The organism is Phocaeicola massiliensis B84634 = Timone 84634 = DSM 17679 = JCM 13223, from assembly GCF_000382445.1.
GTDB classification, from domain to species: Bacteria; Bacteroidota; Bacteroidia; order Bacteroidales; family Bacteroidaceae; genus Phocaeicola; species Phocaeicola massiliensis.
In genome coordinates this window covers 1,374,179-1,386,393 of sequence record NZ_KB905472.1, presented here as the reverse complement: position 1 = coordinate 1,386,393, position 12,215 = coordinate 1,374,179, and the positions used below count along the sequence as shown (strand labels likewise).

General features: G+C 40.7%; 10 protein-coding genes. All 10 read right to left on the bottom strand.

Annotated features, from left to right (window positions below; all coding sequences use genetic code 11):
* Window positions 1-10 precede the first annotated feature (10 nt).
* Complete coding sequence (locus tag HMPREF1534_RS13200) at window positions 11-1,204, bottom strand: hypothetical protein (RefSeq protein ID WP_005938349.1); 1,194 nt, start codon at window positions 1,202-1,204, stop codon at window positions 11-13.
* Window positions 1,205-1,216: 12 nt separating this feature from the next.
* Complete coding sequence (locus tag HMPREF1534_RS13205) at window positions 1,217-4,351, bottom strand: type I restriction endonuclease subunit R (RefSeq protein ID WP_005938345.1); 3,135 nt, start codon at window positions 4,349-4,351, stop codon at window positions 1,217-1,219.
* A gap of 46 nt (window positions 4,352-4,397) precedes the next feature.
* On the bottom strand, window positions 4,398-4,913 hold the full coding sequence (locus tag HMPREF1534_RS13210) for a restriction endonuclease subunit S (protein WP_005938343.1): 516 nt from the start codon (window positions 4,911-4,913) through the stop codon (window positions 4,398-4,400).
* A 79-nt stretch (window positions 4,914-4,992) separates the two neighbouring features.
* Complete coding sequence (gene tnpC / locus HMPREF1534_RS13215; RefSeq protein WP_005936270.1) at window positions 4,993-6,774, bottom strand: IS66 family transposase; 1,782 nt, start codon at window positions 6,772-6,774, stop codon at window positions 4,993-4,995.
* Window positions 6,775-6,862: 88 nt separating this feature from the next.
* Window positions 6,863-7,207: an IS66 family insertion sequence element accessory protein TnpB gene (gene tnpB / locus HMPREF1534_RS13220; protein ID WP_005936267.1), complete on the bottom strand. Its 345-nt coding sequence runs from the start codon at window positions 7,205-7,207 to the stop codon at window positions 6,863-6,865.
* Between the two features lies 1 nt (window position 7,208).
* The gene (locus HMPREF1534_RS13225; protein WP_005936264.1) at window positions 7,209-7,577 is read right to left on the bottom strand and encodes a hypothetical protein; all 369 of its coding nucleotides are present in this window, start codon (window positions 7,575-7,577) and stop codon (window positions 7,209-7,211) included.
* Between the two features lie 178 nt (window positions 7,578-7,755).
* Window positions 7,756-8,844, bottom strand: a complete 1,089-nt coding sequence (locus HMPREF1534_RS13230) for a Fic family protein (protein WP_005938338.1) — start codon at window positions 8,842-8,844, stop codon at window positions 7,756-7,758.
* 13 nt (window positions 8,845-8,857) lie between these two features.
* Complete coding sequence (locus HMPREF1534_RS13235; RefSeq protein ID WP_005938336.1) at window positions 8,858-9,610, bottom strand: restriction endonuclease subunit S; 753 nt, start codon at window positions 9,608-9,610, stop codon at window positions 8,858-8,860.
* The gene (gene xerA, locus HMPREF1534_RS13240) at window positions 9,610-10,602 is read right to left on the bottom strand and encodes a site-specific tyrosine recombinase/integron integrase (protein WP_005938334.1); all 993 of its coding nucleotides are present in this window, start codon (window positions 10,600-10,602) and stop codon (window positions 9,610-9,612) included. Before xerA ends, HMPREF1534_RS13235 begins: the two co-directional genes overlap by 1 nt.
* Before the next feature lie 53 nt (window positions 10,603-10,655).
* On the bottom strand, window positions 10,656-12,215 hold the full coding sequence (locus HMPREF1534_RS13245) for a class I SAM-dependent DNA methyltransferase (protein WP_005938332.1): 1,560 nt from the start codon (window positions 12,213-12,215) through the stop codon (window positions 10,656-10,658).

Here is a 12,215-nt window from a genome sequence, read left to right as displayed (position 1 = left end):
ACTTAGCAGACTAGCAAGGAATATGGTGCTTGTTGCAATATTCGATAACCTCCTCTTGAGTGTCGAATCCTTTGTCACAGAACTTTTGTAGTCCTCCCTTTACATCTTCAATGAACTCTTTTTGTGCATTGAGGACACTAGTTGCTTTATTAATAAAACTTTTATAGTCTGCATTTATTCGGCAGAGTTTATCTATGGTATAATAGTCCAACTCATTTCTACGAGCTGGGAAGAGTTCTTTAGTTGCATCTGTATAAGGAGATAATAGGATGATTCCTATACCAAAGGCTCGGTTGAGACGGGCTATCTCTTCCATCAGATCTTCATTGATTTCAAATGCAATCAAGTACCCATAATTGGCCCAACTGCTGTTGGAGAGGGCTTGAAAGAAATACTCCTTCAGTTGGTGGTCGTTTTCAATCGTACGCTTTAGTTCATACGAATGCAAAGCGATGTACTCTTTGGTCTCTGTAGCTTTCAGCAAGGAACGGGTTGCAGTCTCTTGAAACTCGTGAAATTCTACGCCCACCATATCAGGATGCACCCACTTTTGAGCTTGGTCTGCACTTTTGAAGCTATTCTCATGGAAAATGGTCTTGGAATAGATACTTTTGCTGAGAAGATAGTTAGTAAGGAGTCGGTGCAGACTGCGTTCTTTGTACATTTCTACTTTTGCTTGAACAACCGGTGCAATAAATGGCTTTTCGTTACTTATCAACTGTTCCAACTCTTCAGTATATTTAGTGATGTTACAGCAAGTACCGATTGAGCCTGTGGAGTTTTGCAGACTTTTAGACATGCTTTGTCTGGGAATGGTAATATTTAGCCATTGCACTTGTCTACGATGTGGAAGAGCTTGATTGGGAACATAGTGGTAGTTCCCGGTAATCTCTGCCACACAATAACCACCTTCTCCATTGGGAGCAAGAACTATGTCACCTATCTTTAGTCCATAGCATACAGTCCAAAGAAATCCAATGGATGTTCTAGCTGTACCCATAGATTTCTCAGGATTGCATTCTAAATATTTGGCAATCATATGATGCCGCCAGCTATTTTCATCATTGTGAGGATAGGATGTTAAATCCTCCTCTTTTATAAAGTTGACCCCGATGTAGTTGTGTTCAAGGCAGTCTTGAATGTACTTTCCACCTTCACCTAACATGATACGATTATATTGTCTCATTTTATGATAGTCAATCATTTAACGGTATATTTACTCTTCATTATCTGCCCAAAGTTCGCATTGACGCATTACAACTTCAATAGCATTTTGTGCTTCTTCTGGTGGATAATGGTACTTCTTTAGAAGACGTTTTATCATCGTTCGCATTTTAGCGCGAGCTGTTTCCTTTTGTCTCCAATCCAAAGTACGGTTTTTCCTGAGTGCATCTGTGATCTCTCTTGCCATGGCGACCAGTTGATTGTTTTCGTAGAAATCCTTGACGGCCCGAGGTCGTGTCAACGCATCGTAGAATGCCTGCTCTTCATCAGATAAACCAAGAGCATTACCTTCTTCTGCGTGTTGCTTCATTAACTTAGCCATTTCCAGAAGTTCCTTTATCACTTCTTCATTGGAAATCATACCACGGAGATATTCAGCCAAGCGTTTATCTAACATTTCACTGAACAATTCAGCTTGTGTTAGATTCTTTTTTTGATGTTTTTTGATATGTTGAGCAAGTAACTTTTTCAACATTTCAATAGCTAGATTCTTCTCCTTCATATTGGCAACATCATTCAAGAATTGCTCATCAAAGAGAGAAAACTCTTCCCCTTTAGTATTGATAATTTCTACAACACCATCTGATTGAATCGCAACTTTAAGCAATTCTGAGATGCGTTCGTCTATTATCTTCCGTGTGATAGGAGCCTTACTGGTCAAGCGGATAAATAAAGTACGTACAGCTTCAAAGTATGCTTCTTCAAATTTTTCTTCCGGTGTCAGAATACTGCGACAAATTGTTGCTGCTTGCATCATACGTTTGCTATATTCTGAGAATACCTCACTTACGGGAGTCAGTACAGGATCACAGTGCACATGTATGATGTTACCATTCTCATCATACATGGTTCGTTCGCTTGGGCAGCCGGGCACCATCCGATCGGGAATCAGCAATGTATCCAGTCCTTCTCGAATGAGTCTGCTTCTTTGTAGATTGGTACATGTCGCAAATGTGGAGTAATCCACTAAATCACTTATACACAAACGGCACATGCTGATTGCTTCCAGAAATTGTTCATAAGCAGTTTGCTTGATGTCTTGATTCCCGAAGTTCTTTTTGTCGCGCCCTGTGTAATCGTGCATGGCTTTCTTTAATGCTCCAGCAATGCCGATATAATCCACCACAAGTCCTCCAGATTTTTCTGGGAAAACACGGTTTACTCTGGCAATGGCTTGCATCAGATTGTGCCCCTTCATGGGCTTGTACACATACATGGTAGCCAAGGAAGGCACATCAAATCCAGTCAACCACATATCCACTACGATTGCAATCTTCATCTTGGAGCTGTTGTCCTTAAAGTCGCGGGCAAGTTGCTCCTTGTGTGCTGCACTCCCAATAATATCAGCCCATTCTACGGGATCTTGATTGCCGCTTGTCATGACAACCCCTATGATTTCTTTCCAGTCAGGACGTAGCTCGCATAATTTACGATAGATATCAATACCTGTGGCACGATCTATGGCTACTATCATGGCTTTTCCTGTGAGATGATTTTTTCTACATTCTTCATAATGTTGTACCAAGTCGCGACACAATGTATCTATGGTTTCCGGGGCTCTAAGCAGTGCATGCAAGCGAGCATTTTCTTGTTTGCTACGTTTTAAATCTTCATCGCTGGCTCCTTCTTCGGCTAATTTGTCATATTCTTGATCCAACAGTTTCATTGTTTCTGCATCCAGATCAAGTTTTATAAGTCGGCTTTCGTAGTACACTGGAACCGTTGCACCATCTTCTACAGCTTGCGTCATGTCATAGATGTCAATGTAATTGCCAAACACTTCACGAGTGTCGTGATCATCTGCTTCAATAGGTGTACCGGTGAAGCCTATAAAAGAAGCTCCCGGCAGAAGTTTACGAACGATGGCAGCAAAACCCAGTTTCAATTCTCCGGTTTCGGTATCTACCTTGGTTTGGGTGTTACTCTGACTACGGTGTGCTTCATCACTTAAAACTATAATATCTTTGCGTGTAGTAAGCGGAGTCTTTCTGTCCTTGAACTTTTGTAAGTTGGCAAAGATGATTCCACGGCTTTGGCGGGTTTCCAGTAATTCATACAGGTGTTCTCCATCTTTTGCCATCACAGGCTGTTGACGCAAATAATCACAGCAAGCGCTAAACGTGCCATAAAGTTGTTCGTTTAAGTCCAAGCGGTCCGTTAGCACCAGAATGGTTGAACTCAAAAGATTATGTAGCAATTGATGGGCATAAAAAACCATACTTAGGCTTTTTCCTGATCCTTGCGTATGCCAAAATACACCAATTTTACCATCTTGACGTTTGATGGCTTCTTTGGTGCATTCCATTGCTTTCTTTACAGCAAAATATTGGTGATAACCGGCAAGGATTCGTGCTTTCTTGTCGGTACCCATTGCCATCGTGAAGTGGGTGATAATATCCACTAACCGTTCTTTCTTAAACATGCCGTTGAAGAGCGTTTCAAAATCAGCAACGGATGTGCTTTCGTAGCTGCCATCAGTGGTTTTCCACTCCATGAAACGGTCAAGAGGAGCAGTGATACTTCCCACTCTGGTATCAGCCATGTCACTAATGACGCATAGTTGACAAGCCGTAAATAGTTGAGGAACACGGCGCATGTAGTTTTGTAGCTGTAGCCAAGCTTCTTCACTGTTCGTTACTTCTCTGGTTGGCGATTTGAGCTCTACAACTGCAATAGGCAGACCATTGATGAACACAACAATGTCTGCGCGCTTGGTGTTAGTTCCGTTTACAATTGTCCACTGATTCACTACGGTAAAGACATTATTGTCTATATTTTCTTGATCTATCAGCTTCAAGTGGTCACAGCGTATTTGACCATCACTGGCGCGATAGCTTACATCTAAACCTTGTTGTAACCATTCTGTCATTTTTATATTAGCTGACAGAAGCGGCTCATTTTGAATAGTATGCAATTGACGCATGGCTTCTTCTATCGCCAGTTGTTTCGTGGCTCCGTTAATAACAAGCAGCTGCTTTCTAGTAATGCAGGATATTGATACATCCTCTAGGTCACGAGCTGTTTCTTGTTCTAGCTCTGGTCCATAACGGTAGTCGTAGCCCATTTCCTTGAACAAATCAAGAATGGTTTGTTCATACGAATCTTCAGTATAATGATATGTGTTCATAATCAAAGTATTATATATAGTTATATGTTGTCGGTTTCACGATTTCCTACGCTGCCGTAGATTTTAAATTATCATTTATACGGCGGTTGAGGGCGATTTTATTATCAAGAGAAGCTAGGATGGCTACCATCTTCTTTTGAACGCTCAGTGACGGTAATAGTATTTCCGTATCTTCGAGAATTTTTGTAGAAATATTAGCCTGACTTGCGCTTCCTGTTGCTTTAGATGCTAATGAATAAAGATTTTCGTATTGTCTGAAATAATAGTAAACATATTGTGGGACAACATTATTACATTGAATTATCTTACATGTTCGTTGATTTAGATAAGCTGGTATATCATGTGTATATAGAGATACACGACCAACCCAGCTATTTGCATTTTGTTTACTTACTGGATCTCCTGTTAATGCGAATATAACATCCCCCTTGTTGACCAATATTTTAGACAAAATCTCGTTTGGTTCGTCGGAAATGGATACAGTGTCTTCGAAAAACTTAACTAAGCCATTCTTTAATTCTTTTATCCTAATGATTTTGTATTTACCATCGTAGGTAACCATTCTATTTTCCGCTACGACAATTTTATCGGCTGTTTTTCAGCCGATAAAATAAAAATGTCCGTAAGAAAATAGTTTAGTTTTAACATTCCGATTTATAAAAACATGGCAGAAGAGCCTTCTTGTCGCAGTCCTTACCATGAAGAATACATTCAAACAAGTGCTTCAGGTAATCCTGAGGATCTATATCGTTCAACTTACAGCTTTCTATCAGGGAGAAGATGAATGCCGAGTTTTCTGCGGCTGCCTCACTTCCTATATTCATACAGTTCTTGAGCAGCAGCTTTACAGGTTTCATTCTTTGCTCACAGAGATTGTTGGATATTTCCGCTGAACCGTCCTTGAGGATATTTCTCAAGGATTTCCACTGGTTTATCGTGTAGTTCGCAGCCTTTCTTATCAGTTCGTTAGCCATGATCTTCGCATCCTGCATCATCATGACCACCTTATGATGTATACGTTCAAGAACAGGTCCCGTAAGTTTAAGTCTTTTTTCCTTTATCTTCTCACTGCTGAGTTTCATTGTGCGGAACAGGTCTTCATTCCTGAATAAATCACCGATAGAATCTATTATGTCCATCGCCGTCCTGTCTGATGGCAAAGCATCAACCCACAACCTCCTGCAGTGCGTCCAGCATCCTATATGAAGCACCTTTGAGCCTTCTCCGTCATACATTCTGTAAACCGTATATCCGTCTGTAGATATAGATCCCATAAAATGATCAAGGAAGGTCTTTGCCACATCAGATGCTCTGCTGCCGTTATTGTAATGATAATAAACCAACTTGACATGCTTTGCAAAGAAAGCCCATAAGTACTTTCTCCTGTAAGCCTTACCTTCCGGTGTTTCAACTCCAACGAGTTCGGTAGTCTCATCAACCATAAGGTATTTTGCCTGTTGTACAAACTTCTTGAAGACATCTTCCATAAACTCCCTAAGCCTGGAGATTCCGTTGTGGATATAGCTGTTCAGCGTGGTATTGCTTATATGGATGCCTTCTCTTGCAAGCAGTCTTATCTGTCTGTTCTCAGGCATGCTGAAGTCATATTTCAGACAAAGCAGACGGGCAAGCAGTTCAGGAGAGAAGATTCCTCCAAGGTTTTTCAAGGGATGCTCCATCGTGTTAGTGAAAGTGCCGTCTGCAAGCTTTACCCTTGCCACCTTGTACACATGTTCCACGTTATGGGCACGCACATGTTCTATAAACCTGTATTCCCACACATCAGCCATTCCGTTGCGGTTCATAAGCCTTGCACCATCCGGGAGTTGGTAATAGTCTTCTATTTCATGTACCACTACCTTGTCCACCTTCAGCCTGGTCTTTTCCGCACGTGGTGCGGTTTCCTTTCTTCTTGAAGGCTTGCTGTTCTGTGCTGTTGCGTTATCGGAAGAGGTATTGCCACCAGCTTCGTTACCATTGGCCTTATTATCATCATCACCTTTCTTGTCAGAACCGTCATATTCGGACTTCTCCATTGCAGACTTGTCAATGTTACGGTTGTTCAGCAGCCTTCTTTGCTCAGATGTACGGCCGAAACGGTGTTTCCTGCTGTCTTCAAGCTGAAGTCTGAGATTGGATATCTCGTTTGCAAGCATCATGTTCACCTCGTCTTTTGCTTCAAGCTGCTTCCTCATAAGTTCCATTTCTTTCCTGTAATGTTCAACCGTGGTTGATTGCTTTTCGAGGGATTCTTTGAGGTCATTGATTGTATCAATCAGAGTTTTTGAGTTCTCCTTGTTGGATTTTTCAATAGACTCAAGCCTCGCAATCAGTTCTTTATTCTGTTTGCGAAGCCCTGCTTTTTCCTCATTCGCCAGACCCAGCTGGCAGCAAAGTAACTCGTATGCTCTTTCATCAATCATGATATAAAGGTACGAAAAATCAGGCAGTTACGCAAACTTTTTATCGATTATTTTTGTATTATTCCATTGTAAATCAACGCCTTATTATTCATTCTTTAGGAGTTACATACATTCTGTCGACTACGATACTTTCCGTCAGGTAAGCCATGTCAGACCACTGTATCCGGTAGCATTTTGACACCTCGTCAAACACAGGTTTCTTGAACTTTCCAATGACAGGACGTTTCTCGTAAAGCACATAAAAACCGCGTTCGTAATGAAGTATCTTGACGACCTTCCGGTTACGGGACATGAACATATATACATTGGACGCATCACTAGGGTCAAGTGACATCTCTTGCCTTATACTTTCACACAAACGGAAGATGCCTTTCCGTAAATCCACATTACCGTTGAACAGGTAATAGTTCAGGTTAGCACTCAGTCCAAGCATATCATCCTATCATTTTATTAAGCAACAGACTCAGATCAAGAACGCTGGTGTTTCTCAGAAACAATGTCGCTCCAGATGTCAATTGCAGTTTCACCCACTTAATAGGAGGTTCGCCTTCCGGTTGTTTCACTTCCATCTTAACAGTTGGACTGTTGCAAGGTTTACCGGTTATCTGGACTTTAGCAACCTTGGGCTGATCAACCTGAACTGTCTTGCCTAACTTCTCGCTCCAAAGCTGATGACGTTGCCAGTTCATGAACTTGTCGTAGTTTACTCCATAATCCGCACAGAACTCGCGAAGATCCTTGGTCTCGCTGCATAACTGGTAGAGGTCATATACCTCCTGATAGTTTACTTTTTCTTTCGCCATAATCATTGTTGTTATTTGGTTATGGCGCAAAGGTAGGTTTGTGAATAATGTGCGTCAAGGCGGAAAATAGAATGCTTACCCATCGTAGAGGAATTTAGAGGATTTAAATGCATAACCATTTTGGAAATCCACTAAATCGCCTAATCTATATATTTTCCACTCTTCCATAAATGAGAATTTAGCTGTTTAAATTATTCGTTTTCACTTCCCAAAAACCGTTTCTTTTGCCATTTTTGCGTTCTATTATGCCTTTTTCGGTCAAATTTACGGTAATGGTCTTAACTGTTCGCTCAGATTTGCCTATATGCGCAGCGATTTCTTTTTGCGTGGCTTTAGGCTGTTCTCTCAAGAAGTTCAGCACGGCCATTTCTTCTAAAGTGCAATTCAAAGTGCAAATATTGCACTTTGGGGAGATTTCCTTTGTTGTATTTGCACTTTGAACGCCTTGCACAGAAGATTCTTGCACAAGCATTACTCGGTTCTTTAGTTCGTTATGTTCGGAAAGAATAAGGTTCCTAAAGAACGCTTCAATATATTCAGTGGTAGCGTAAATGCCTTTGCTCAAATTGTTATAGTTGGCGCGGACCAAAGCGTTGCGGAAATACCATGAATGATTGGCAAACGCCTCGTTACTGATGTCGAATCCAAACGTACGCAGGTATTTGATAGCAAACACTGCCGTAGTACGAGTATTTCCCTCACCGAAAGCATGAATCTGCCATATGCCGGAAATAAACTTTGCGATGTGAATGATAGCATCGTTGATATTCAAATCCTTATAGCTAAAATTTTTCTCCTGCATGAAATCGAAATCTAACGTTTCACGTATGCTGTCAGCACTGGCATAAAGGACGGTTTCTCCTTTCAATACCCATTCTTTTTTGGTGATATTGTAATCTCTGACCTTTCCTGCAAATTTATAGATACCTTGGAAAAGGCGACGATGAATGGTGATATACTCAACGGGCGAAAATGTGAAGGTCTTTTCAGATAAAATTTCAGCAATACGGGCTGAAACTTTATCTGCTTCTTCCGTTCTGTCTTCGATGTTTGCTCTGACTGTTTTGGATTGATAGTAGCTATCAATAAGCTGTTTGGCTTCTTCGATAGTTATATCACCCTCAATGTGCTGACGCGCTGTTTGAATCAAGTACTCAGACGGTTTCAGATCATCTACTGCCTGCAATCCGATAGCGGTCTGCCAAGCATAGCCTTTTTCTTTTTTCTGAGGCTCACCTTGTCTTATATATTCTTCAAAGTCATTCATTATCAATGAGAATTTAGCAGTTTAAATCGTTAATTTTTAATTCACCGGACATTAGCTTTGGGAGTATTGTATCACGCAATTGTTCTAACATATCGTTTTCCTTTAAATTTTCACTCATTCGTTTATAATAACCGCCCAAAATCTCGTTCATCTTTTTAGCCTCTGTATCTGTAGGTATCATTACTTTATACTCAGGAAGAGCTTTTTTGTTAAGATGCAGAACGGTTGTACCATTTACGTAGCCCTGACAGTGCCCTTTAAACAGTTTATTTTTAAGCATAGCTGCTATTAAAAAGCGATAAGGAAAACTCGAACTTGGCAACACTTTTACCAAATCCATTGAGAAGATTATTTTATTATACTCTCCTAGAGAAAGCACAAGTTCAGCATTTCCTATAACTTCAGCATTTTGCGTCAAATCAGTATGCGCTACTAGAATTTCAAACAATTCTGCATATTGTGCGTTTTTTACTTTATCTGACGGATTTATAGCCTTAAAACCATCAGTCTTAAATCCTCCAGAACGATTGTAATTCTTTATCGTAGCCATACCTGTATTGGAACTATCGACCAGTTCATCACCCTTGTATGAATATCCTCCTACAAATGAAGCTATATCAGATAAACTTCCCTTTGTCCATTGAGGATTAGGTTTTTCCACGAACCAAGACTTGAACAACGCCTGTGCCTGCTGTTCTAAATTATCATTTATGCGCTTATTAAAGAGCACTTGCTTATGGGTATAATATCTATTTATAACTCTCATCAGCCAATGTATTTACGGTGAGACAATTTTACGTTATTCTGGTTGACCATTGCATAGTGCATGGTGGTGTCAATCTTAACGTGACCAAGCAATTGCTGAACTTGTTCAACAGGCATACCCTTGTCGATGGCCATGGTTGCCAATGTCCTTCGGAACTTATGAGGATGTACACGAGAAATTTTACAATTTCTTCCTATTTTACGTAATCTACTTTCAATGCCTGATATTCCAAGTCTTGCATGTGGCTTAGCAAGTGAAACAAAAAGTGCCTTGTTGCGATCTCGCCTTGAAGACAAGTATTGTTGTAAATGGATTTTTGTACGAGCATTGAAATAGACCATACGCTCTTTATTGCCTTTTCCAAAAACAATACACTCGCGTTCATTGAAGTTGACATCCTCCCGATTGAGTTTAACTAATTCGCCCACACGCATACCAGTAGAGGAGAGCAAATCTATGATTGCAAGATCTCGAATATTTTTACAGTTATCACGCAAGGTTTCAAGATTTTCGTCAGTGAGAACTTCTTTAACTTGTGTGCCCGTTTTAACTTTATGGATTCGTCTTACCGGACTCTTTATGATATAGTCTTCCTCTTCAAGCCACGCAAAAAAGGAAGAGAATATCCGACGAATATTGTCAATAGTTACTTTGCTTGATTTATGTTTTCGCTGGTAAACGGCCAAATAGGCGCGTATATCATCTGTTGTGAAATTTACCACTTTCTTTGGCATCTTCTTGAAAAGCTGTTTGATAGTTACTTCATAATATTTGGCTGTTTTAATAGAGCAACCTTCAACTTGTTTAGCAGCCAGAAACATCTCCAACAGGCGCAAGTTGGATGCCGAAGAGTCTTGTTGAGTCTCTTCATCGCCCGTGATGGTGTATTTGCTCACAGCTTGGAGCAATACACCATTAAGAGTTGCCAACTGTTCTATATCTAAGAATTCCGCCATTGAGTTAGTAATTTCTTGAATGAATCTTTCTTTCATGTTTCTTCGATGTTAATGATTTCTTAATTAAAACCGAAGAATTAAGCAAGCAATCAAATTTTGTAACCTATACGCCCAAGTTGCTTGCGTATTTCGTCTTCAAGCTTATGGGATTGCTCAAATAGGTCAGACAATTCCGAAGTCAGGCGAGCCATCTTCTCTTCGAAGGGTTCTCCGTCGTCCTCTGTTTCGGCTATGCCTACATATCGTCCAGGAGTCAAAACGAAGTCTTGTGCAGCCATTTCTTCAATAGTTGCAACAGCTGAGAATCCCGCTTCTGGAACTAGATTACCTTCTCGATACTGCTCAAACGCTTCGGCTATGCGTGCTATGTCATTTGTAGTTCTTTCTGCTTCTTGACATTTTTCGTTTTCTTCTGGATTGGGCGTGCCGGATGACAATCTCCGATGGGTGCGATCAAACATGTACCCCAAGTTACGTGCGTCAATGAAGAGTGTCTTACCTGCTTGAGTTTTCTTTTTATTAAAGAACCAGAGACAACATGGGATTTGCACGTTATAAAATAACTGGCTAGGCATCGCAACAATACCTTCTACCAAATCTGCTTCAATAAGTTTACGGCGTATATCTCCTTCTCCTCCGCTTTGACTGCTAAGTGAGCCATTGGCAAGTACAAGACCGATACGTCCGTTGTCATTCAGGTGGTAAATCATATGCTGAATCCAGGCATAATTGGCATTTCCTTCAGGGGGAATACCATATACCCAACGTGGATCATCTTTTAATTTGTCTCCGCCCCAATCAGAAATGTTGAATGGAGGATTAGCCATTACGAAGTCAAACTTACGAAATGGGTGCTGGTCATTATGAAATGAATCTGCCCAGGTCTCACCAAAGTTAGCCTCAATTCCACGAATGGCTAAGTTCATTTTGGCTAATCTCCATGTGTTGCTGTTCATTTCTTGACCGAAGACAGAAATGTTATTCATATTTCCACTATGGCGTTCTATGAATTTAGCGCTCTGCACAAACATACCACCGCTACCACAAGCCGGGTCAAAAATCTTACCCTCATACGGCTGCAGAACTTCTACTAATGTACGGACTACGCACTCCGGAGTATAGAACTCTCCACCTTTTTTCCCTTCTTCACGCGCAAATTCTCCAAGGAAATATTCGTAAACTCTACCCAAAACATCTCTTGCTTGACTTACATCAAAAACGGTATTGTCGAAAATGTCAACAACTTCTCCTAATCTCCTTTTGTCAAGTTCCGGACGAGCATAATTTTTGGGTAATATACCTTTAAGATGGGCATTGTCCTTTTCAATAGCTTCCATAGCTTTATCTATGACTATGCCGATTTCTGCAGTTAAGGCAGAATCAGCAATCAGCTTCCATCGGCTTTCTTTTGGGACGAAAAAGATATTGTCACCGATGTATTCGTCTGCATCCTCTGGGTCTCCGTAAGGATCAGACGTGAGTTCTTCATATTTAGCCTTAAAGCTGTCATTTATATATTTTAGGAACACAAGTCCCAATACCACACTCTTATATTCTGCAGCATCAAGATTGCCACGAAGTTTTTCTGCTGCACCCCACAACTTCTGTTCGAGGGTTTGTTCTTTTACTGATTTCGCTTTCTTTGCCAT

Coding starts and splice junctions, on each gene's coding strand:
- HMPREF1534_RS13205 (WP_005938345.1), bottom strand. CDS start 4,351: ATGAACACATATCATTATACTGAAGATTCGTATGAACAAACCATTCTT.
- HMPREF1534_RS13235 (WP_005938336.1), bottom strand. CDS start 9,610: ATGAGAGTTATAAATAGATATTATACCCATAAGCAAGTGCTCTTTAAT.
- HMPREF1534_RS13200 (WP_005938349.1), bottom strand. CDS start 1,204: ATGATTGACTATCATAAAATGAGACAATATAATCGTATCATGTTAGGT.
- HMPREF1534_RS13225 (WP_005936264.1), bottom strand. CDS start 7,577: ATGGCGAAAGAAAAAGTAAACTATCAGGAGGTATATGACCTCTACCAG.
- HMPREF1534_RS13245 (WP_005938332.1), bottom strand. CDS start 12,215: ATGGCAAAGAAAGCGAAATCAGTAAAAGAACAAACCCTCGAACAGAAG.
- xerA (WP_005938334.1), bottom strand. CDS start 10,602: ATGAAAGAAAGATTCATTCAAGAAATTACTAACTCAATGGCGGAATTC.
- tnpC (WP_005936270.1), bottom strand. CDS start 6,774: ATGATTGATGAAAGAGCATACGAGTTACTTTGCTGCCAGCTGGGTCTG.
- tnpB (WP_005936267.1), bottom strand. CDS start 7,207: ATGCTTGGACTGAGTGCTAACCTGAACTATTACCTGTTCAACGGTAAT.
- HMPREF1534_RS13230 (WP_005938338.1), bottom strand. CDS start 8,844: ATGAATGACTTTGAAGAATATATAAGACAAGGTGAGCCTCAGAAAAAA.
- HMPREF1534_RS13210 (WP_005938343.1), bottom strand. CDS start 4,913: ATGGTTACCTACGATGGTAAATACAAAATCATTAGGATAAAAGAATTA.